The 20388-nt window shown below is 54.9% G+C and carries 18 protein-coding genes; 10 read left to right on the top strand and 8 right to left on the bottom strand.

Annotation, left to right across the window (positions count from 1 at the left end; all coding sequences use genetic code 11):
* The first annotated feature begins 70 nt into the window (after nt 1-70).
* From ACSHSR_RS21230 to ACSHSR_RS21195, 8 genes are all read left to right on the top strand, one after another.
* Nucleotides 71-2203 carry a TonB-dependent receptor plug domain-containing protein gene (locus ACSHSR_RS21230; RefSeq protein ID WP_345860982.1) on the top strand — a complete coding sequence of 711 codons (2133 nt, stop codon included), beginning with the start codon at nt 71-73 and terminating at the stop codon, nt 2201-2203.
* 2 nt (nt 2204-2205) lie between these two features.
* The gene (locus ACSHSR_RS21225) at nt 2206-3555 is read left to right on the top strand and encodes an ATP-binding cassette domain-containing protein (protein WP_144220775.1); all 1350 of its coding nucleotides are present in this window, start codon (nt 2206-2208) and stop codon (nt 3553-3555) included.
* Nucleotides 3545-4228, top strand: a complete 684-nt coding sequence (locus ACSHSR_RS21220) for an energy-coupling factor transporter transmembrane component T (protein WP_144168197.1) — start codon at nt 3545-3547, stop codon at nt 4226-4228. The genes ACSHSR_RS21225 and ACSHSR_RS21220 overlap by 11 nt, the downstream gene beginning before the upstream one ends.
* Complete coding sequence (locus ACSHSR_RS21215) at nt 4215-4769, top strand: hypothetical protein (protein WP_037436264.1); 555 nt, start codon at nt 4215-4217, stop codon at nt 4767-4769. Before ACSHSR_RS21220 ends, ACSHSR_RS21215 begins: the two co-directional genes overlap by 14 nt.
* 13 nt (nt 4770-4782) lie before the next feature.
* Entirely contained in the window at nt 4783-5514 is a 732-nt protein-coding gene (locus ACSHSR_RS21210; RefSeq protein ID WP_025009170.1) for a DNA-binding protein, read from the top strand.
* On the top strand, nt 5515-5730 hold the full coding sequence (locus ACSHSR_RS21205) for a hypothetical protein (RefSeq protein ID WP_025009171.1): 216 nt from the start codon (nt 5515-5517) through the stop codon (nt 5728-5730).
* 161 nt (nt 5731-5891) lie between these two features.
* Nucleotides 5892-7073, top strand: coding sequence for a cyclic di-GMP phosphodiesterase (locus ACSHSR_RS21200; protein ID WP_044735512.1), 1182 nt, complete (start codon nt 5892-5894; stop codon nt 7071-7073).
* A gap of 75 nt (nt 7074-7148) precedes the next feature.
* Entirely contained in the window at nt 7149-7766 is a 618-nt protein-coding gene (locus ACSHSR_RS21195; protein WP_144218019.1) for a paraquat-inducible protein A, read from the top strand.
* Here ACSHSR_RS21195 and ACSHSR_RS21190 read toward each other — a convergent pair.
* Genes ACSHSR_RS21190 through ACSHSR_RS21175 form a run of 4 tightly spaced genes read right to left on the bottom strand, consistent with a single transcriptional unit; the run spans nt 7757 to nt 13311 of the window.
* Nucleotides 7757-8062, bottom strand: coding sequence for a DUF3240 family protein (locus ACSHSR_RS21190; protein WP_025009174.1), 306 nt, complete (start codon nt 8060-8062; stop codon nt 7757-7759). The two genes, ACSHSR_RS21195 and ACSHSR_RS21190, sit on opposite strands and share 10 nt — an antisense overlap.
* Nucleotides 8059-11112 carry an efflux RND transporter permease subunit gene (locus ACSHSR_RS21185; RefSeq protein WP_144218017.1) on the bottom strand — a complete coding sequence of 1018 codons (3054 nt, stop codon included), beginning with the start codon at nt 11110-11112 and terminating at the stop codon, nt 8059-8061. The genes ACSHSR_RS21190 and ACSHSR_RS21185 overlap by 4 nt, the downstream gene beginning before the upstream one ends.
* A 1-nt stretch (nt 11113) precedes the next feature.
* Entirely contained in the window at nt 11114-12136 is a 1023-nt protein-coding gene (locus tag ACSHSR_RS21180) for an efflux RND transporter periplasmic adaptor subunit (RefSeq protein WP_144218015.1), read from the bottom strand.
* The gene (locus tag ACSHSR_RS21175; RefSeq protein WP_144218013.1) at nt 12133-13311 is read right to left on the bottom strand and encodes a TolC family protein; all 1179 of its coding nucleotides are present in this window, start codon (nt 13309-13311) and stop codon (nt 12133-12135) included. The genes ACSHSR_RS21180 and ACSHSR_RS21175 overlap by 4 nt, the downstream gene beginning before the upstream one ends.
* Nucleotides 13312-13461: 150 nt before the next feature.
* On the opposite strand from ACSHSR_RS21175, the gene ACSHSR_RS21170 reads away from it, so the two are divergent.
* Nucleotides 13462-13986 carry a helix-turn-helix transcriptional regulator gene (locus tag ACSHSR_RS21170; RefSeq protein WP_025009176.1) on the top strand — a complete coding sequence of 175 codons (525 nt, stop codon included), beginning with the start codon at nt 13462-13464 and terminating at the stop codon, nt 13984-13986.
* Nucleotides 13987-14391: 405 nt separating this feature from the next.
* On the opposite strand, the gene ACSHSR_RS21165 is transcribed toward ACSHSR_RS21170, so the two are convergent.
* Nucleotides 14392-15315 carry a YeiH family protein gene (locus tag ACSHSR_RS21165; RefSeq protein ID WP_093981773.1) on the bottom strand — a complete coding sequence of 308 codons (924 nt, stop codon included), beginning with the start codon at nt 15313-15315 and terminating at the stop codon, nt 14392-14394.
* 225 nt (nt 15316-15540) lie between these two features.
* Nucleotides 15541-16095 (bottom strand): aldolase/citrate lyase/malate synthase family protein, encoded by a 555-nt coding sequence (locus tag ACSHSR_RS21160; RefSeq protein WP_107005844.1) that lies wholly within the window; start codon nt 16093-16095, stop codon nt 15541-15543.
* A 146-nt stretch (nt 16096-16241) separates the two neighbouring features.
* Here ACSHSR_RS21160 and ACSHSR_RS21155 point away from each other — a divergent pair, with 146 nt between their 5' ends.
* The gene (locus tag ACSHSR_RS21155) at nt 16242-17780 is read left to right on the top strand and encodes a DUF3612 domain-containing protein (RefSeq protein ID WP_071237333.1); all 1539 of its coding nucleotides are present in this window, start codon (nt 16242-16244) and stop codon (nt 17778-17780) included.
* A 104-nt stretch (nt 17781-17884) separates the two neighbouring features.
* On the opposite strand, the gene ACSHSR_RS21150 is transcribed toward ACSHSR_RS21155, so the two are convergent.
* Both ACSHSR_RS21150 and ACSHSR_RS21145 read right to left on the bottom strand, forming a co-directional pair.
* Nucleotides 17885-18202, bottom strand: a complete 318-nt coding sequence (locus ACSHSR_RS21150) for a hypothetical protein (RefSeq protein ID WP_093981770.1) — start codon at nt 18200-18202, stop codon at nt 17885-17887.
* Nucleotides 18203-18353: 151 nt separating this feature from the next.
* The gene (locus tag ACSHSR_RS21145) at nt 18354-20264 is read right to left on the bottom strand and encodes a methyl-accepting chemotaxis protein (RefSeq protein ID WP_028780717.1); all 1911 of its coding nucleotides are present in this window, start codon (nt 20262-20264) and stop codon (nt 18354-18356) included.
* Nucleotides 20265-20388 lie beyond the last annotated feature (124 nt).

Genomic DNA, 20388 nt, shown 5'->3' with positions numbered 1-20388 from the left:
AGCTTGTAGCTTTTTTGGGCGGCGCCAGAATAGCCCGGATAATCCCAATCAGAAATGACAGAAGAGCCTTATGTCCCATATCCCGGTAAAACTCTCTGCCCTCGCACTGGCGTTGGGCTGTGCCATGCAGGCCAATGCGGCCTCTATCGAACGCGATCCACTGGTCAACAATGCAATGGACGTCATAGTGGTGCACGGTGAGCGTGCCAACGCCACTGAAGTTGCCACTACAAGTTGGAGCATTTCCGAAGATGAAATCAAGGCCTTGGGCGCCCAAAGCCTGGATGAAGTGCTGAAAAATGTTCCCGGTGTTTACGTACGTTACGGCGGCGAGGGGACGCCAAGAGTGGATATCCGTGGTTTCAAAACCCGCCATGTGACCCTGTTGGTCAACGGTGTACCGGCCAACAGTGCCGATGATGGTCAGTTTGATCCCAGCGTGATCCCAACCAGCCAGATTTCCAGAGTCGAAGTCTCCGTTGGCCCAACTTCAGTACTCTATGGCCCAGGCGGCGCCGGTGGTGTTATCAACATCATCACCAAGCGTGGCGACAGCGCCCCGGCAGTATCCGGCAACCTGGAATTGTCCAAGGACGATACCTTCAAGGGTGATATCAGTGCCGCCGGCTCGGGTGACAACTGGCAGGGACTTATCAGTGCCGGTTATCAGCACACTGATGGTTTTCCCATGTCTTCTGACTATCAAGTTACTGAGTATCAGGATAAATATCAGCGCAACAACGCAGATAAAGAGCTGACCAATCTGTACGCCCAAGGCAGCTATTGGCTCAGTGACAATACTCAACTCATTGCCAATATGGCGCTGCGTTCAGGCGAGTGGGGTAAGCCACCAAGAGATGGCAGCGGCAGCGGCCGGGTGAAATTTGAGCGCGTCGATGACTATGATTCACAGACTTTCCAGCTGGGTTTGGCACATAAGTTCAATGATACTTTCACTTTCCGGGGTTTTGGTTATCACAACCAGAGCGACACCTATGAAACTGTGTACGGTGACAACAGCTACGCTGAGCTGACCCAGTCTCAGGACGGCCGCTCCAAAGTACAGGGGGCAAACCTGCAGCTGATCACCGACTTCGACACCGCGGGTATCCTGACCACCTCTGTGATTGCTGAAAAGCAGAGCTGGGAAGCGGTAGCCGAAAGCTTAGGTTCCTCCAAGTCCGGCAGCAGCAAGGTTGCAGCAGCCAAGGGCTCAGGTGGTGGTACTGGTTCAGGCGGCGGTAACGGCTCAGGTGGTGGTACTGGTTCAGGCGGCGGTAACGGCTCAGGCGGCGGTAATGGCTCAGGTGGTGGTACAGGTTCCGGTGGCGGTAATGGCTCAGGTGGTGGCAGCGGTGAGTCTTTCGATGATTCGGCCTGGGTTTATACTGCGGCGGCCGAGTATCAGTTCCAGTCGGAAGGCGATTGGGGCTTTACTCTGGGCGGCGCTTACCACGATATGGACAAGACCGAAGGCAACGAGAACGATTACTCGGCGCTGGCCTCAGGTTTCTGGCAAGCGGCTGACGATACCCGCCTGAGCCTGAGTGTGGCTCGGAAGGTGCGTTTCCCATCCATGCGCAACCTGTACTCCCTGTCTTCAGGCAATCAGGAACTGGAGACGGAAATCTCCAAGCATGTTGAGTTGGGACTGGAGCAAGGCCTGGGTATGAATACCGAGCTGCAACTCTATCTCTATCACACAGATGCCGATGATTACATTGCCAAAGATGCCAGTGGCATGTATCAGAACATGGGTAACTATCGCTTCCAGGGTTTGGATACTGTGCTGTCCAATAACAGCATAGAGAATCTGGATCTGAGCCTGAGTTACAGCTATCTGCATGCCGAAGACAGAGACAGCAGCACAGGTTTTGATGGTCTGGACTATCGTCCCAAGCACCAGCTGCGCTTCCAACTGGGTTACAAGCTGCCTACCGAGACCCGAATCCACCTGAATGTGGAACGCATCATGGATCAGAACTACTACGAGCAGGAGAAGATCGGCGGTCAGAAGGTGTGGCAGGAGAAATCACTGGATGATTACACCCTGGTAGACATCAATCTGGTACAGCCTTTGCTTAAAGATAAGCTAGAGCTCTATTTACGAGCCACCAACCTGCTGGACGAGAACTACTATCAGAGCGATTCTCTGCCTCAGGCAGGTAGACAAGTCTTTGTTGGGATTAACTGGCAGATCTGATAATGCGCTTACTCGAACTCGAAGGGATCAATTTCAATCATGGCTGTTTGCAGCCCTTGATATTGAGGGATCTGGATCTAAAAATAGAATCCGGCTCCTGCCACTGCATCAGTGGTCCCACGGGTTCGGGTAAATCCAGTCTGCTGGCTTTGCTTGCCGGGCTGCAACGGCGTCCCTGTGAAGGCGGCATTTTCCGCCGTCAGGGGTTGTTGGTGGGCCTGGTGATGCAAGATCCCCAGGTGCAGATACTGCGCCAGACCGTCGGGGCCGAAGTGGCCTTTGCCTTGGAAAACCTCGGTGTGCCCAGCGGCCAGATGATCTCCAGAGTGCAGCATGCATTGCGGCGGGTGGGGTTGTTTGTCTCGCTGGAAACTCAGGTCAGCAAGCTGTCTCTCGGACAGAAATATCGCCTGATGATCGCTGCCCAATTGGTGAGTGAGCCGGCGGTACTGCTGTTGGATGAACCTTGGGCGCAATTGGATGACGCCGGTGTCGATGAACTGCTGGCAGTAATCCGTAACCTGCTGGCGGAAGGTATGGCTGTGGTACTGGTGGAGCATAATCCCCAGGCTTTTGCCTCAGTTGTTGAACACTTCTGGTACCTGGACCAAGGGCGCCTGTTGCCCGGCAGTTACCGGGTCGAATCCGCCAGCCATTTGAAACACCTGGAGCCGGACCGAAGTCGGGAACTGGTCAGTGCCACTTCATTTGAATTTCGTTATCAGGGGCATTCGCCCCTGTTTGTGTGTCAGCAGGGCCTGTCTTTGGGCGCCGGTGAGCTGGTTACTCTGGTGGGTAACAACGGCTCGGGCAAGAGCAGCCTGCTGAAGGCGATAGCCGGTATTCAACCCGCGGTGGCGTCAATGCCACTGCGGGTCTTTGGCCGTAAGCCCAAGCCTGGTGCCTATGGCCCCATGCTGGGCCTGTTGATGCAGCGCCCCAACCGTCAGTTGTTTGAAGCCACAGTCATAGAGGAGATGCAGTTCAGCCTGCGCCGCTTCGACCTGCCGCTGTCCCGGGCTGAAAGCCTGCTTGAGCAGCTCGACTTGCTGCATCTTGCCCAAAGCTCGCCCCACACGCTTTCCTATGGGCAGCAGCACTTGATTGCCCTGGCCTCTATCGCTTGTTTAACCCCCAGCTTGATGCTGTTGGATGACCCCTTAGCGGGATTGGATGGCAAGCATCTGGGGCAGCTTTGGCAGATACTCAACTATCTGCGGGAACAGGGCGGCAGCATAGTGATTGCCAGCCACAGACCCCTGCCGGGCTTACCTTGTAGTCAGCTGTGGCAGTTGCAACAAGGCCAACTGGAAATCGAGTTTGCCCCAGAGGAAGTTGCCTGTGTGGGCTAAAGGACGGCGCCACGGCCGTGCTTCTCCCAAGGGGCTGGATTTAGGTTTGTGGGGCAGTGCCACCGCCTTGTTCTTGGTAGTGACTCTGTCATCGGCAGCCTTTCTCCTGCCTCAGGCGCAGCTTCCCTGGCTGGCGGCCATTAATCTGATCTTGGTGGTTCATGGCATGCTGCAGCGCGGTGCCATAGGCGGGGTAATCCGCTTTGTTCTGCTGCAACTTGGCTTTACTTTGGGGCTGTATGCACTGATGCATGGTGGCGAGCAGCTGGGACAAGGTACCTTGGCGGTGGCCCGCATCACCCTGGCGCTGCTGCCGGGATGGTGGCTATCGGTTACCGTGCGCCCGGAGCGGATTGGTGAGGTATTATGCCTGGTCATGCCGGCAAAATGGGCCTTTGTGGTGGCCGCTTCTATAGGTCTGCTGCCCTTTATGACCCAGGAGATCGCCGAGATCTACCAACTGCAGCGGCTGCGGGGAGCGCGAATTGCGCCCAAGCAACTGCTCAACCCCCGCAACTGGCCTGAACTGGCCTACTGTGTGTTATTTCCCCTCTTGATCCAACTGCTTAAATTGGCCAAACAGATGGCGCTTGCCGCCAAGAGTCGCCACTTTGGCCACACTTCCAAGCCGACCCATTGGCAGGACCACCGGAGCGAACATGGCAACAAATAAAATCAAAGGATTTCAATTGCAGGATGCGCTCTTTATCGGCTTTTGTGCCACCTTATTGGTGGCAGTCAAGAGTATGCTCAGGCTGAAACTCGGCTTGTCGGGACATTCTATGTTGCTGATGAGCTTTTTCTATCTCACCTGTTACGGCATTGTCGGACGCATGGGCGCCATGACAGCTTGCGGCGCCTTGGCCGGAGTGGTTGCCATGACCTTGGGCGTGGGCAAAGGCGGCCCGCTTATTCTGCTCAAATTCGTGGTTCCGGCTGTGTCGATGGACCTGGCGCTTCTGCTGCTGGCCAATGCTTTCAATTTGCGCTGGCGTTTCATCGCCCTGGCATTGGTGGGCTGTATCGCCTGGGCCGCTAAAGGGCTGGTAGAGGATTTGCTGGTGGGCATGAGTGAACAGGTGGCCTTGGTGCGCTTTGGTCTCAAGTGTTTACAAGGTGGAGCCTTTGCCATAGTCGGGGCCCTGTTGGTGCCCCCCGTTTTGAGACGCCTCAAGGCTCACGATCTCCTCCACAAAGATACCCAGACAGATTGATTAAGGTTTATTGATGAAAGATTGGCTGATTTGTATAGACGATACCGATGATATTGGCACCAAAGGCACCGGCGAGATCGCTTCCGAGATTGCTGAATTGTTGACCCAGCAAGGCGGGCAAACCTCCCTGGTGACCCGGCATCAGCTCTATGTGCATCCGGACATTCCTTACACTTCCCACAATAGTGCCATGTGCTTTGGTTATCGTGGCGAGCTTACCTTGGAGGCGATACGTGAGGTGGCTATAGCTCATCTTCTCAGGGAATCAGCCAGCGCCGCCGACCCTGGGTTGGCGCTCTTGTCTCTGGCCGATTTCAGCGGCCAGGACGCACTGATGGCTTTTGGCCGTGAGGCCAAGCAAGAGGTCAAGACCAAGGAGCAAGCCTACGGCTTGGCCGAACACTTGGGTATCAGTCTCAGCGAGCACGGTGGCACGGGGCAGGGTGTTATCGGCGCGCTGGCGGGCCTAGGGCTCAGGCTCACAGGGAATGATGGCCGTGTGAAAGGCCAACTGAAATTTGGCCAGACAGATGAAGCGGCGCCCTTCAGCGTTGCCGACATACTAAATCGCTCTGAGCTGGATGGCGTATTGACCACAGATGGTGAGTGGTTGCAGGAAACCGACACTGTCTGGCTCGGCGGCAAGGTCAAAGCCGTGTGGGCCGAGCATAAGTTTGCCCTCCTGGTCAGCAAACGTGGCGCCGAGTGGCACAATGCCGGCAAACAGCAGCTGAAGGAGTTCTGAATGCAGCAATGGTTTGAACTAAAGCAGGGCAAACGCTTGTTTCTCGGTGGCAGCAGCAATCTGCAGGCCGCCCGAGAGGTGGCCGGCCAGTGTGTTTGTTTTGCCGAAGATGACGAAGATGAACAGATAGATGATGTCACTCGCTCCTGTTACAACTGCCAGTATCGCCGCTGGTTGAGTGAAGGGTTTCAATGTCTTGGCCCAATATCTGAATGAGATTGGCATCATAAAGACAAATTTTACCCCATAGGATGCATAGGCATTTCCGGCTTTGGCTTCTAAAATAAGGCAGAGCCGAGTGACATTTGTCGGAGAGTCGTTAACCCCTGGCAAACGTTTTTCGGATTGAGGCCAAAAGCATTTGCCGGAGTGAAAGAATGACCGATGTGGTACCGACAGCAGCCCTTTTGAAGTTGCCCGTCACTCAATTGGGGATAGGCATGTATGTCTCGGCCATTGAGAACAACGGCCAATTGGCCGTCGCCAATGCCGGCCAGATCAGGAGCCGCCAGGCAATCACTAAACTCAGCAACAGCGGCATTCGCTTTGTCTGGGTCGATGTGGAGCGTTCCAGCGACAACTGTGGCCTGAAAAAACAACGCCCCGCCTTCAATCACCATCCCCGTAAAACCTCGGTGAACCATCAATTGGCAATAGGTCAGGCCAAACAGCTACTGACAGAAGCCAAGGGCTTGGTGCGCAAAGTCCTCAGTGAAACCTTCGAAGGCAAGGCAATAGAAGTCGAGCCGTTTGCGGCACTGGCAGACAATATGATCGAGTCGGTGATGCTCGACTCGGATGCGATGAAGTGCGTTTCTGCGTTGAGATCCAAAGATGCCTACCTGCTGGAACATTCGGTCAATGTTGCCTTCCTGCTGATCACCTTCGGTAAATATCTCAAGCTAGATCGTGAGATGCTCAGACAGCTGGCCATCGGCGGTATTCTCCACGATATCGGCAAGATCAAGGTGGATAACAAGATACTGCACAAGCCAGGCAAGCTGACACCGGAAGAGTTTGAGCACATGAAGCTGCATCAGGCCTACGCCATCGAGATCATGGAACAGGCCAAGGGCTTGTCTCAAGTGAGCAAGGATGTGTGTCTGATGCACCATGAAAAACTCGACGGCCGTGGTTACCCAAGGGGCCTGAAAGGAGATGCATTGCCGCTGCATGGGCGTATGAGCTGTATCGTGGATATCTATGATGCCCTTACCGCCACCCGCTGCTATAAAGAGGCGATGAGCCCGGCAGCCGCCTTTAAGATTCTGCTCAGTCTGACGCCCTTTCATCTGGATGAGAGCCTGGTGTACGAATTCATCCGCTGTATCGGTGTCTATCCGGTCGGTTCATTGGTGCAACTGTCCGATGGCCGAGTGGGCATAGTCTGGGAATCCAAAGACAGGGATGTGTTGCACCCCATAGTCAAATGCTTCTATTCATTGAAGTTTAAGCGATATACCGATGTGACCATGGTGGATCTGCAAAAGTCGGATCTCAACATAGACAGAGGTGTATCGCCCAGCTCTTTGGATGTCGACCCCAAGCCCTTCTATTGATCTGGCGGTAAACTGGGTAAACTGATGGGCCCACCGAGTGGTGGGCCTTTTTGTTGAGTTTGTGGAGTGACCCCGATGCGCCGAATTTTACCTATCATGACCCTGTTATTGTCGCTGGCCTTGCTGATCCCCGGGGTGACTCAACCTATTTTGAGTGTCAGCGGCACGGTGGAAAAGGCCGAGCTGACCGAAGCCGGGTTGGATATGATCGCCGAAGTCGTCAGTGATGGTTCCGGACGCGACAGTGCCAGGGGAATGCTGGCGATGATTAGCGGTATGCTGGGGCTGAACAATCTTCAGGGTGAAATGGAGGTGTTCAACAAGACCCGCAGTATCTGGGGCACAGTGACCGAACTGCATCAACACGGCAATACCCTGGTGGCGGCGCTGGTGATGCTGTTTTCCGTGATAGTGCCGGCCTGCAAGCTGGGGCTGATGCTGCTGGCTCAGGCGCCGCTGTCCAGTAAGGTGCGGCAGATCATCGACAGTATTACCGCGGCCATTGCCAAATGGTCCATGGCCGACGTATTTGTGGTGGCGCTTATCATCACTTATATGGCCGGCAACGCCTCGGCCGGCATGGGGGATTTGGTTCACACCCACGCCAGCCTGGAGTCGGGCTTTTGGTTCTTCCTCGGCTATTGCCTGTTGGCCATCGCCGGCCAGTATTGGCTCAAACCCCGTCAGTCCTGACCCAGCACGCCGTCTGTCGCTATCGGTACTATCCAATAGCGGCAGGGGTTGTGGCGGCAGACCTCCGCCAGGGTTTGCAGCAGCGCCTGCTGTGACTCTTGCGGGTGCATCACCTCAAACTTGTAGAATTCCCGATAACCTTCCACCTGTTCCTTGAGATTGAAGTGGCTGTGCTCGCGGCTGAAGCCACAGATATTGATCAGGCTGAAGCCGGAGAGGTAGTCCAGCGACATCAGAGTGTCGACCACATCGTCTTTTAGATTGTGCTGCACTATCAGCACCAAGAGTTGTTTCATTGGCGTTTCTCCAGGGTTTGATACAGCAGTGGCAACAGATAGAGGGTGGTGATAGTGGAGGTGATCAGCCCGCCTATGACCACGATTGCCAGCGGCCTTTGAATTTCGGCGCCGGGTCCGGTGGCAAAGGCCAGCGGGATCAGGCCGAACATGGCGGTGGTAGCCGTCATCAGAATCGGCCGCAGTCGGCGGGCGGCCCCCTGTTCGACCCGCTCACTGAGGCTGGCAAAGAGATGCCGCGACTGTTCATAGTAGCTGACCATCACCACGCCGTTGAGCACGGCTACCCCCAGCAGGGCGATAAAGCCCACTGACGCCGGCACCGACAGGTATTCACCCGAGATAAACAGGCTGAAGATACCGCCCATCATGGCAAAGGGGACGTTGGCCAGGATCAGCAAGGCTTTGGAGATATTGCCGAAGGTGGTGAACAAGATCAGGTTGATCAGCATCAGCGCCACGGGAACCACCAACAGCAGATTACGGGTTGCCCGTTGCTGGTTCTCGAACTCGCCGCCGAAATTCAGGCTGTAACCGCTGGGCAGAGACAGCTCAGCGGCCAGCTTGCCCTGTAGTTCTTCAACAAAGCCGACGATATCGCGGCCGCTGACATTGGTGGTGACCACGGCAAAACGGTTGCCTTGCTCGCGCTCAATCAGTATCGGCCCTTCGCGATAGCTTATTTGCGCCAGTTCACCAAGGGGCCTGAGGCTGGCATCCGGCATTACCAATAGCCTTTGCTCCAGTTGCGGCAGGCTGTTGATACCATCTGCTGCCTGGGCGATCAGCACGGGAGTTCGCTTCTTGCCCTGGATTATCTCGGTTATGGCAAGACCTTCCAGTTGGCTCTTGAGATATCGGCCAAACTCATCGGCACTCATGTTGTAACTGCGGGCCAAACCCTCCTTGAGGCGGAGGTTGATAAAGGGGCTGCCTTCGGTCATGGCGGTTTTGACATCCTGGCTGCCGCGAGTGGCGCTGGTCAGGTGTGCCGTCTCACTGGCCAATCTTGAAAGCGTCTCAAGATCTTCACCGAAAATTTTAATCGCTACATCGCCTATGCTGCCGGTAAGCATCTCGGAGACCCGCATCTGGATTGGTTGGGTGAAGTTGAAATTGATCCCCGGAAACTTGAGCACTTCGGTGCGTATGGCATCGATAAGCGCCTCTTTGCTGGCAAAGCGCCACTCCTCCACGGGTTTAAGTTCCATGAAGACATCGGTCTCATTCAACCCCATGGGATCCAGCCCCAGTTCATCGGCGCCGGTGCGGGCGACCAGTTGGCGTATCTCGGGCACAGTGGCCAGTAGGTGCTGCTCTATCTGAGTATCCAGTGCCAGCGAGGCCTGCAGCGAAATCGATGGGGACTTCTCTAACTGCAGAATAATGTCACCCTCATCCAGGGTCGGCATAAAGGTTTTACCCACCTGAGTAAACAGCCCCAGGCTCAGTACCAGTGCCACCAGTGCCGTGGCGCAAAAAGCCTTACCGTGCTGTAACACCCACTGCAGAGTGAGCAGGTAGCGCGCCTTGAGCCAGCCAATGGCCTTGGGTTCGTTGGCCGCTTTTTCATTGACCAGATAGGAGGCCAGCACGGGGATCACCGTCAGCGACAGTGCCAGTGCCGACAGCATGGCAAACACTATGGTGATAGCCACTGGGGTGAACAGTTTGCCTTCGAGGCCGCTGAGGGTCAGCAGCGGTGAGAAGACTATGATCACTATCAGGGTGCCGGACACCACAGGCACGGCCACATCTTTGGTGGCGCGGTAGATGAGGTGCAGCCTGGGCAGGCGTTTGCCGCCGGCAATCTGGTTGACCATGTTCTCCACCACCACCACGGAGGAGTCCACCAACATACCGATGGCGATCACCAGACCGCCGAGGCTCATCAGGTTGGCCGACAGATTGAAGTAGCGCATCAGCATAAAGGTGGCCAGTGCCGCCAGTGGCAGCGACAGTGATACCACCAACGCAGCCCGCAAGTTGCCGAGAAACAGCGCCAGTAACAGAATAACCAACACCACGGCTTCAAACAGGGCATCTGAAATGGTGCCTATGGCTGTGCCTATCAGGTTGGCCCTGTCGTAGAACACATTCAACTGGCTGCCTGGAGGCAGGGTCTTTTCTATCTGGGCCAGCTTTTCCCGTACCAGTTTGATGACCTGATCGGTATTGGCATCTTTGAGACCGACGATCAAGGCCTCTGTGGTTTCTTCACCATTACGGGTCACGGCGCCGTAGCGGCTGAGATGGCCTATTTCGACCCGGGCGAGGTCTTGCAGGCGATAGCTGCCGCCCTGATTGGTGGCAATCACCAGTTGTTGCAGGGCCTCCAGCGAGTCGATGCGCCCTTCGGTGCGAACCGTCAGGTTATCTGTCCCTAGCGTGATGCGTCCGGCGCCCGTGTTGCTGTTGTTGCTCTCGATACGGGCTATCAACTCTTCCTGGCTGATACCGGCCTGAGCCAGGGCGACAGGGTCCGGGGTGATCTGCAGTGTCTTGGCAAAACCGCCGAGAATGTTGACATCGGCGACTCCGGGCACGGTACGCAGTAGTGGCCTGACTTCCCATTCCAGCAACTGACGGCGCTCCGGCAGCGACAGCGAGGGATTCTCCAGCGAGAACATAAAGATTTCACTGAGCGGGGTGCTCATGGGGGCGACGCCGCCTTCCAGATCGGCGGGCAACTTGTCCCATACCGCCGCCAAGCGTTCACTCACTTGCTGTCTGGCCCAGTAAATATCAGTGCCTTCGTTGAAGTCCAGGGTGATGTCGGTAATTGCATACTTGCTGGTGGAACGCAGTATCGCCTGCTTGGGGATCCCCAGTAGCTCAGTCTCAACCGGTACTGTCACCTGGGCCTCTATCTCTTCGGCTGTCATGCCGGGAGCCTTAAGGATGATTTTCACCTGGGTTGGCGAGATATCCGGGAAGGCGTCCAGCGGCAGCCCCAGCCAGGAATAGGCGCCGGCACCACAGAGCAGCAGCGCTGTTATCAGGGTAAACAGCCTTTGAGTCAGGGAGAAACGGATAATGGCACTGAGCATGCTATTCGCCCCCCAAACCCAGGAGTATGCCTTTGACGGCCGCCACTGAGTCGCTCAGTACCTCGGCATCGACCAGTGTCTCATTGGGCGCCAGGAAGTAGCTGTCGGCGCTGGCACCTATCACTTGCACGTCGGTTGGCCGCAGCTTGTTTTGGCTGTGACTCAGCACTTGGCTGCCAGTGCCCCAGGAATAGAGACTCTGTTTGGGCACCACCAAGGCATTGATGGCCTGCAGCGGAATAACCTGTAATTGCTGCCCGGGTTGCAGGCCGCAGCTTGGGGGAACGGCCTGGCTCCAGGCATCGACAAAGCCCTGTTTGGCCAGCTGGTCCTTGCGACTTATCTGCAGTTGGCACTCTCCGGCCATCACAGCACTGACACTGTCTTTCTGGGCCAGGGGTAAACGCAGCTTAAGCCTGAGTTCGTCGGCGGGCAGTATCCCCAGCAGTGGGGCGCCGCTCATCAGCGGTTCACTGCTATCGCCGTATTGCAGCAGGCCGGCCATGGGCGCGTGCAATATCAGAGTCTCAGGACTCTCCCCCGGCTTAAGCAATTCACTGAAATGCTGCAAGTGTTCATATTGCAGCAAAGCGTCGAAATACTGCCGGCTTATCTGCGACCAGGTTTCGGCACCTATGGCGCCGTTGGCCCGCAGCTTTTGGTTGCGATCATAGCGCTGCTTGGCGAGCTTGAATGCCGCTTCGGCGGCGGCAAATTGCAGCTGAAAGTGGGCAATTTCGGCGCCCTTAAGCTGTACCAGTGCTTGGCCTTCATCGACCCATTCTCCTTCGGCCACCAACCAGCGTCGCTGTTGGATGGTTTCCGGTGCCGTGAGATAGAAGCTGCTGCCGGGCTGGGCCGCCAATATTGCCGGTACAGGGGCGGCCTCTATCTGTTGTACTTGGTTCACTGAGGTGAAGCTGAGTGTCAGCTTACCTAGGTCCGCAACCGAGATTTCCTGCGCCCACAGCGGGGAGAAGAACAGTGTCGACACCAGTGTGCCAACCAGGGTTTTAGGGGTCATAGGGTAACTCCGAGCGCTTGCAGTTGTTGGGAATGCAGCTGGGCTTGTGCCAGCCGGTTGAGCGACAGCCTGGCTTGGGTATCCAGGGCCTCAAGATGGCGCCGCAGCCAGGACTCATACTGGGCTGGGCCTTGTTCGGCCGTGGTCAGCAGGGTTTCACTGAGCTGTTTGCTCAGCTGCACGGCTTGCTCCAGCCCTTGCTGCTCTTGTTGTAGCTGGGCTTGACGACGTTTGAGTTGCTGCAACAGCAGTTGGCTCTGCAGTAACTGCTGTTGTTGCTGTTGCTCCAGTTGCAGCCTTTGTTGCTGCAACTCGCCAAGCTGTTGCTGGCTCAGGCCGTTGCCAACAGGTAAGGGGATCTCCAGTGCCAGACCCAGAGACTGTTCATCCAGCCCTTGGGTGGCAGTGCTCTTGGCCGTGACAGACACCAGCCAAGGAGTGTCATCTCCTTCGAGTTGGGCGTTTGTGGTGAGCTGCTGACGTTGCTGCTGCAGCGCCAGCAATTGCCACATGGGATGCCCGGCTCCGGCATCATCCGGCAGTGGGGTGTCACTTTCATCCAGTGACGGCAGCTGTTGCAGCCCGGTCAGGCGTATGAGTGCCTCATTGGCTTCTTGTTGTTGTTGCTCCAGTGGGAGTTTAGTGAGCGACAGCTCCAGCAGTTCACGTTTTAGCAGCAGTACCGCAGTTGCCGGCATTTCACCACTTCGGCTCAGGGCCTGTTGCCGCTGCAGCAGTTGCTGCAGAACTTGTTGCTTGTGGCGCAGTTGCGCCAGCTCCTGTTCGGCTTGTGCCTGTTGCCACCAATACTGACGCAACAGGCCAGAGAGATAGAGGCGCTGCAGTTGGCTCTGCAATTCCAGCATGCGTTCGTTAATGGGCTTGAGTTTGGCATTCTGGCGCTGCATGGCCGGTGACTGAAAAGGCAGGTTGAGCGAGAGCTCCTGCTCATAGCTGTTGTGGCTTTCCAGGCTGCCAAGATGGCTCAAACTGATGCTTGGCAAGCCTGTCAGCCAGTCCGAGCTGTGATATATTGGAGCCAATTGTGCCGAAGATGTGTGCAGCCTGTTTTGACTCAGGGACAAAAGGGCGTCTCTGTCTGTTTCCGGGGCCGCTCTCAGCTGAAACACCATTAACAGCAGGCTACAACCCAGATAGAGGGGGCGGATTTTCATGGGAGTGTCTCTTGGGGAAATACCAGCCGCCAGCCTGGCACTGATTTGGCCTGTTGTCTTCGGCGACCTGTATCATATTTGCACTTATGGGACATATGTACCATAAGTTAACTGCATGTTTTTGAAGCTTATTAATCGGGAGTTGCGTCAATGAAGGATCTGGTGATGATAGTGCTGCTCAGTGTGATCATGACGCTGAATCTGCTGGATGTGTTGTCAGATATGCAACTTGGTGTGCCGACTTATCACATAGTGCAGGAGAGCATTTTGGTGGCGCTTTCCGCCTGTGGTGCCCTGTATATCAGTGTTGATCTGATCCGCCGCAGCCGCGAGATGCAGTTACTCAAGTCAAAGTTGGCCAATGCCGATGCCAGGATCTGCAATATCTCCAGTCGAATGCAAGCCGCCCGCCAGGAATACACCCAGGCGGTACAGCAACAATTTGAGCTCTGGTCGCTGACCCGCAGTGAGCAGGAAGTGGCTTTATTACTGTTGAAAGGCTTGAGTTTCAAAGAGATTGCCAGTGTTCGCAGCACCAAGGAGAAGACGGTGCGGCAGCAGGCATCGGCAATTTACGCCAAGGCGGATGTTGATGGCCGCCATACCTTCTGTGCCTGGTTTATGGAAGACTTTATTCAACCCGTTGCTAGCGCCGATACTTCACAGGCGGCCTAAGACACGGGTGGCATCTGTCGTTTTGAAGCGACTTTACACGCGTTTCTTGAAGCTAATCCTGCGGCGGCTGAGCAAGTAGGATTAGGCATTTTCCCCGGCAACTTTCCTCCTTGCTACCAGGCTATCCCCTTCACAGAGAGCGAGTTTCATGCCAGTTAATGCATCTAAAAAGGTATAAAAAATTTTTTCTTAGTGCTTTGGGTTCTTTATTATTGAGAATCGATATTGGCACCCAGGCTCCACAGACACCAATAATAGCGGCATTATTTAACTGTGGAGGTGGCGGTGAAGCCTGGCTATATTCTGCTGTTTCTCTTACTGGTGGTACTGGTATCGACCCAGACCCAAGGCTTGTTGCGGGCTCTGATAGAACTCAGCGCCTTCGCAGGCTTTTGTTACCTGTTTTCAACCCTGCCAGAGAATATAGCCAAGAGACGAGCTGCCGATAAACAGCCAGAGAATCACTCCAAGAAGTAAGGGCTTACTACCACTCTGCTGTAGTTTCCTGAAGGTGATACCACAGCCAATCAGGAACAAACACACCACCAGGGTACGCTTCGCCAGCTCAAATAGCTCCTGATAGATAAATTGGCCCTGAGGCAACAAACTGGTGATGGCAATAGCTAGGCAGTAAAACAGAATAAACCCGGGAATATTGAGTTTACCCTTGCCTCCGAACAACAAGGCGCTGATTGCCGCCAGAGGCACTATCCACAAGGCGCGTGCCAGTTTGATGGTGGTCGCCGTTTTGAGTGCTTCTTCACCGTAGGCGGATGCGGCGCCCACCACGGACGAGGTGTCGTGAATGGCGATGGCGCTCCAAACTCCGAAGTCATGTTGACTCAGCTGCAGCAGATGACCTATCACGGGAAAAACGAACAGGGCAACCGAGTTAAGTACAAAGACGCAGGCCAGTGCAATGGCGGTTTGTTCGTTGCGGGCATTGATAGCCGGTGCCACCGCGGCGATGGCGCTGCCACCACAGATGGCCGTGCCACTGGCAATCAAGTGACCGACACGATGATCCAGCCCCAGCACCCGGGTCAGTGCCGTTCCCGCCAATAATGTCAGCAGTATGGAACCGAGAATTAACGGTAAGTTGCCTACAGAGGCGTCGATCGCCTGTTGCAGCGGAATGCCAAAACCCAGACCGACAATGGAGATGGCCAGCAGTTTTTTGGTCAGTTTCCCCAGATCCCAGTCCGATGGCAACCAGCCGAGATTAGCCAGCACAAATCCCACCAAGAGTGCCAGAGGTGAGGAGATTGCGGGGTGTAGGCAGGCGATGGCAAGCAGGCAAAACAGCCACTTTTTCTGCAGTTGGCTCATGGACAAGAGATAGCAAGATTCCGGGAGCGTTAGTATAAGTGAGGCAAAATGCTAGGAAAACTAAAATTAACTTAATGTCCAGCGTAAGTTCTACTGAATCTCTGACTAAGACAACAGGATCAGGGAAGCCAGTTCCCCGATCCTGAGTCGATGTCATTTCTGGCAGAAGTTTGCTGTGCCTTTTGCTGTGTCTAATAAGGCCAAGCCTATGACGCTCTGTTGCGATTAGACCCGTGAAGACAACTGATATTCATGGCCATCTTTGGTGGTAAAGCGTTTGCAACTCTTGTTGCTGCGTGGTTGACCGCCATCATTATGCAACAGGCTAATCCACTCACGCTTGAGGCTGTTTTCCTGGCAGCGACCATCGATGAGACAGCGTTCCAGCTGAATGTCTTCAATGGCGGCGCAGTCGCGGCTGCCGATGCAGCCCTGACGATCAAAACTCAGCTCCAGGTGACAGCCGCAATCATCCTTGAGCAGTATGGCTTCGGGCTCGCTGCGGTGGCCGCTCAGGGCGACAAACTGTTGTGGCTGTTTGAGGCCACACTGGCTGCCATCGGCAAAGCAGGCCAAGAGATGCTGATAGTAGACCACATAGCAAACCACCTCGGCATGTGAGCCGTTTGCCAGTGGGAACAGCCGGTCAAGCAGTTGCTTGGCATTGGCCATCTTGTCGGCGATATGGCGTTCACCGAGTGCTTCCACGGCAAAGACGGCTTCGGCGATGAAAGGGTTGTGCTCTTGATTGATTTTTTGCTGCATAGTGGAGATGTTCATCGTCTCGCCCTCGTGTTTTGCTTTCCTTGACCTGATGGCACTGTCGCCTCATGGCCGGACAATTCCTGTGAATTGCTTAATTTGTAGGCTAGCGTTTTTTTGATTACAATTTCACAATAAAAATTTTACAGTGTGAATTTTACAAAATGCGCCAAGACCAAAGCCTGATCCGTAAGTCACATTTTCTGGGTACTAAAATAAGAAACCTCAGAAAGCGCAATCACTTAACTATGGAAGACTTGTCGGCACGCTGTGTCAGGGTCGATCCTGAGTCGGCGCCGTCTGTGTCATACCTGTCGATGATCGAAAGGGGCAAGCGTGTTCCCAGCGCTGGTATGCTGGCGGTCATAGCCGCAGTTTTTCAGAAAGAGGTGAGTTGGTTTCTGGACGATGCGCCGGAGGAGCAGGCTATCACTCCGGACAAAGGGCGGCGCGGTGGTGTCAGTGGTATGCCGCTGGAGCCGGGCTTCCTGTTTTCCAATGATATTTTGCAGATAGCCATTCCCGAGATGCTGTCACAAACGGGGATCAGCGGCCGCCAGTTTGCCCACCTGTTGATCCGCGCCCATCAGGAACATCATCAAAACCATTTCCCCGATCTGGAACGGGCCGCCGAAGAAGTAGGTAAGAAGCGTCTGCCCTTGTCGGTAGAAGAGATGCTGGATCTCGCCGCGGCGCAGGGACTGAAGATCCAATGGTTCGCCCGGCCGGCAAAACTGCTGACGGATGCTCAGGGGGTCAGTGCCGGAGAGTTGGTGACTTCCTACATGGAGCCGCCGGGAACGCTATTTCTCAACGAGATCCTCAAGTCTCAACCAACCAGGCTCAAGTACGATTTGGCGGTGCATATAGGCCACTGTGTGCTGCACAATCGCGATGGGCTGAGCAATGTGTTGACCGTGGGCCGCAGTGGCTTCAGTGAAACCGATCCCCAGATCCAGAGTTCGTCTCTCAATGCCCAGGATATTCTCCAGGCCTGGCGTGGCTTTGAGGCCAGTTTCTTTGCCGGGGCCTTGCTCTGCCCCAAGGTAGCATTCAGGCAACTGCTGGACAGATACGGCTACGAGATCGATGCTCACCGGCTGGCGGGGGTTTCTCCCTCGGTAGCGATGCGGCGTATGACAGTGGTTTCACCTTATCCTCACTGGCATTATTTCGATGCCTATGCTCCGGGCAAGCTAAAAGCTGTGTATCGGGGCAACGGTATTCCGCTACCCTGGGGGAATATGCGGGCGGTGGCCGACCCTTGTCAGCACTGGGCGGTATTTCGGATGATCACCGAGCCCAAGGAGGGCAGTTCGGCGCAGATATCCATTCTGGATGTGGAGCAACAACCCAGGATCTATTGCTGTGAATCGGTCAAGGTAGAAGACTTGGCCGGCAATCATCATGTGCTCTGTGCCGGAATAGATCTCAATCCTGCCATTGAGGCCCAGGGGGAGGATGCCTTGTCATTGGCGCAAGATCTTAAACAGGCTTGTGTTGAGCAGGGCGGAGAAGGTGCCATTCCCAGAAAGATAAAACAGCAACTGCTGACAGTAGCGCGGATCCTCAATATCAATTGGGTCGAGCGTGGTATTGCCGGTGATGCCAGATTGATCTGCTCCAGAGGTGCAGTTTGCCCAAGACGACCCACTTGTTATGGCGAGCAGCCTGAGGTGAGTTTTCCCTGGCCCAAACAATAACCTTGGAACACTAGCAGAACTTTGGGTTGGTAAATACAGGCCATAGATAACTTATATTCATCTATAGTCTGTCTTGAATAGCGCTGGGCTTAACGGGTTTTAGCTCACTCTAATATGGCCATTACAAAGCCTATGGTCAACAGAATAGCCATTATCAGTCTAAGGCTGCTCTGTTGTTTCTGATAACGAATAATCACAGGATCCTGGCTGTTGGCCAGAGTGCCAGACTCCAGCGACTGTTTGACCCTTATCGCTATATTTGGTGAATTATTTTCATCTGTATGAGCCAGTTCAGGATACTGAACCCGTATATGTTTCAACAGTTGCTGCCAACGCCAAAGCTGCAAGACAAAGAAGAGTCCTGCCAGAATAAACATCAGCCAGGCGATATGTGACAGCGCCCATTCTATCTGTGGTTCCATGAATACTCTTTTATTAGCCGAAAGATAGTTGCGGCTATGTTATACCAATCAGCAGCAAGATTCAGGAGTTGCATGTGTACTCAAGGCTTTGCGGGAATGAGGTTCAGTATTCCCAACGGCAGTTGCAAGGCTGCCGTTGGGGAACCTGAGGTTAAACCTTGAATCGGGCGACTAAGGTATCCAGCCTATGGGCCAGATTATTGAGTGCATCACTGGCCGCGGCGGCGGCTTCGGCGGTCTCGGCTGTGCGCTGGGTTATCTCATTGATCTCACTGACGTTACGATTGATATCCTCCACTACAGTGGATTGCTCCTCTGTGGCTGCCGCCACTTGGATATTCATATCGCTTATCTGGGCAATTTGCCCTGAAATACCGCTGAGCGCCTGGCTGGCTTCATCCACGGCCTGCACCCCTTCACGGGAGCGGTTGCGACTCAGCTCCATGGCACTGACGGCTCTGGCGGCTTCGGCCTGCAACTTATCTATCATCACCTGCACTTCATCGGTGGAGGCAGCGGTGCGGGAAGCCAGGTTTCGGACTTCATCGGCCACGACCGCAAATCCACGGCCGGCTTCACCGGCCCGAGCCGCTTCAATGGCGGCATTCAGTGCCAGTAGGTTGGTTTGCTCCGAGATGGCACGGATCACATCCAGAATGCCGCCGATGGATTTGGTATGGGTCGCCAGAGACTCGATTACTTCGCCGACCTGAGCCACATCCTGCGACAACTGGTTAATGGTATCCCGGGCGCGGGTCACCACCTGTTGGCCAGTGGCCGATTCGCTGTCGGCATCTTTGGCTGTTACCGCCGCCTGGGCCGCATTGGCGGCAATCTCGTTAACGGTTGCCCCCATTTCGTTGATGGCGGTCACCACCATCATGGTGCGGTCTTTCTGATCCTGGCTGTCGCTCATGGTCTGCTGGGCCTGCGCCGAGACATCCTTGGCTGATAACCCCAACTGTTCGCTGGTGGCGGCCACTTCGACCACAGAGTCCTGAATCTTGGAGATAAAGCTGTTGAAGCCCTTGGCCAGTTGGGCTATTTCATCTTCACCCTCGACCGGCAGACGTTGGCGCAAGTCGCCTTCGCCTTCGCCTATGTCGCGGAACATTTCCGCCACCTTGCTGATGGGGCGGCTAACAGAGCCTGCCACTATCACAGCCAGGAAGATGAAGCCGGCGGCAATCAATGCTGTCCATAACAGAATCTGGTAGGCGGCCTCTTGCAACAGGGCAAAGATTTCCCCTTGAGGAACCTGAGCTACCAGATACCAATCCATTGACGGAATATAGCTGCTGGCAACCAGCATATCGGTACCATTGACTTCGGTTTCGAGCAACTGGAAGTCGCTCTTATTCAACAGTTTGCTGACATTGCCTGGGTAGAGATCCTGCAAGTTACGCTTGCCTGTCAGACTCTTGTCCGGATGCAGTTGGATCTTGCCCTGATTGTCGGTGAGGAACACATAGCCGCTCTGCTCAATCTTGAAGGAGTTGAGCAGGCGCACCATATCGTCGAGCGACTTGGCCAGCCCCACCAGGCCGCGACCGTTGGGCTGTTGATAGTTAATGAAGAGTTTGACCTCGCCGTTGGCTTCGGTGAACACATTCAACATGCGTTCCTGGCGACTGTCTCTGTAGTTGAAGAACCAGCCGTCCTGCTGTTGATTGAGGATCCGCAGGAAACCATCCTGGGTGTAATAGGCCGCCGTCTCGCGGTCGGCGTAGGAGGCTTGCGCCAAATGATACTGACGGGTCATGTCCTTGAGTTGTGAGATGACCAAGGGGACTTCGGCTTCGGGACGCCCCTGTTCCAACCAGTGTTTGAGCATCTGACTGTGGGCCAGTTGCTCGGCGCCGTTCATCAGTGTACTGATCTCCAGATCCAACTTATTGCGGATCTGCAGCATCAAGCTGGGCAGCTCGGAACCGAGCATACGTTGTTCGACAACTTCACGGGCACTGCGCTGGCTGAGCACACCAACTAAAATAGTCGACATCAGCACGGCCAGAGTCACCGTCAGTAAAATCTTTTGTTTGATGGTAAGCATGAGTTTCATAGCGATCGCCTATCCATATCCTTATTAATGTGGACAACAGCATTAATTAGCCGGCGTTGGTTACGGCCGCGAGCTAACACAGTGGCAGGGACTTTCCCTTAAGTCTTTGTAGAGTATAGGCATG

The sequence above is a fragment of the Shewanella sp. VK101 genome (genome assembly GCF_056497865.1).
This window is presented reverse-complemented; position numbering and strand designations above follow the sequence as displayed.

What these genes read in the sequence shown, in the direction of transcription:
- ACSHSR_RS21205 (WP_025009171.1), top strand. Translation starts at nt 5,515, where the DNA reads ATGCAGCAATGGTTTGAACTAAAGCAGGGCAAACGCTTGTTTCTCGGT.
- ACSHSR_RS21190 (WP_025009174.1), bottom strand. Translation starts at nt 8,062, where the DNA reads ATGAAACAACTCTTGGTGCTGATAGTGCAGCACAATCTAAAAGACGAT.
- ACSHSR_RS21155 (WP_071237333.1), top strand. Translation starts at nt 16,242, where the DNA reads ATGCGCCAAGACCAAAGCCTGATCCGTAAGTCACATTTTCTGGGTACT.
- ACSHSR_RS21180 (WP_144218015.1), bottom strand. Translation starts at nt 12,136, where the DNA reads ATGACCCCTAAAACCCTGGTTGGCACACTGGTGTCGACACTGTTCTTC.
- ACSHSR_RS21175 (WP_144218013.1), bottom strand. Translation starts at nt 13,311, where the DNA reads ATGAAAATCCGCCCCCTCTATCTGGGTTGTAGCCTGCTGTTAATGGTG.
- ACSHSR_RS21165 (WP_093981773.1), bottom strand. Translation starts at nt 15,315, where the DNA reads ATGAGCCAACTGCAGAAAAAGTGGCTGTTTTGCCTGCTTGCCATCGCC.
- ACSHSR_RS21170 (WP_025009176.1), top strand. Translation starts at nt 13,462, where the DNA reads ATGAAGGATCTGGTGATGATAGTGCTGCTCAGTGTGATCATGACGCTG.
- ACSHSR_RS21195 (WP_144218019.1), top strand. Translation starts at nt 7,149, where the DNA reads ATGCGCCGAATTTTACCTATCATGACCCTGTTATTGTCGCTGGCCTTG.
- ACSHSR_RS21185 (WP_144218017.1), bottom strand. Translation starts at nt 11,112, where the DNA reads ATGCTCAGTGCCATTATCCGTTTCTCCCTGACTCAAAGGCTGTTTACC.
- ACSHSR_RS21160 (WP_107005844.1), bottom strand. Translation starts at nt 16,095, where the DNA reads ATGAACATCTCCACTATGCAGCAAAAAATCAATCAAGAGCACAACCCT.
- ACSHSR_RS21225 (WP_144220775.1), top strand. Translation starts at nt 2,206, where the DNA reads ATGCGCTTACTCGAACTCGAAGGGATCAATTTCAATCATGGCTGTTTG.
- ACSHSR_RS21215 (WP_037436264.1), top strand. Translation starts at nt 4,215, where the DNA reads ATGGCAACAAATAAAATCAAAGGATTTCAATTGCAGGATGCGCTCTTT.
- ACSHSR_RS21150 (WP_093981770.1), bottom strand. Translation starts at nt 18,202, where the DNA reads ATGGAACCACAGATAGAATGGGCGCTGTCACATATCGCCTGGCTGATG.
- ACSHSR_RS21200 (WP_044735512.1), top strand. Translation starts at nt 5,892, where the DNA reads ATGACCGATGTGGTACCGACAGCAGCCCTTTTGAAGTTGCCCGTCACT.
- ACSHSR_RS21210 (WP_025009170.1), top strand. Translation starts at nt 4,783, where the DNA reads ATGAAAGATTGGCTGATTTGTATAGACGATACCGATGATATTGGCACC.
- ACSHSR_RS21145 (WP_028780717.1), bottom strand. Translation starts at nt 20,264, where the DNA reads ATGAAACTCATGCTTACCATCAAACAAAAGATTTTACTGACGGTGACT.
- ACSHSR_RS21230 (WP_345860982.1), top strand. Translation starts at nt 71, where the DNA reads ATGTCCCATATCCCGGTAAAACTCTCTGCCCTCGCACTGGCGTTGGGC.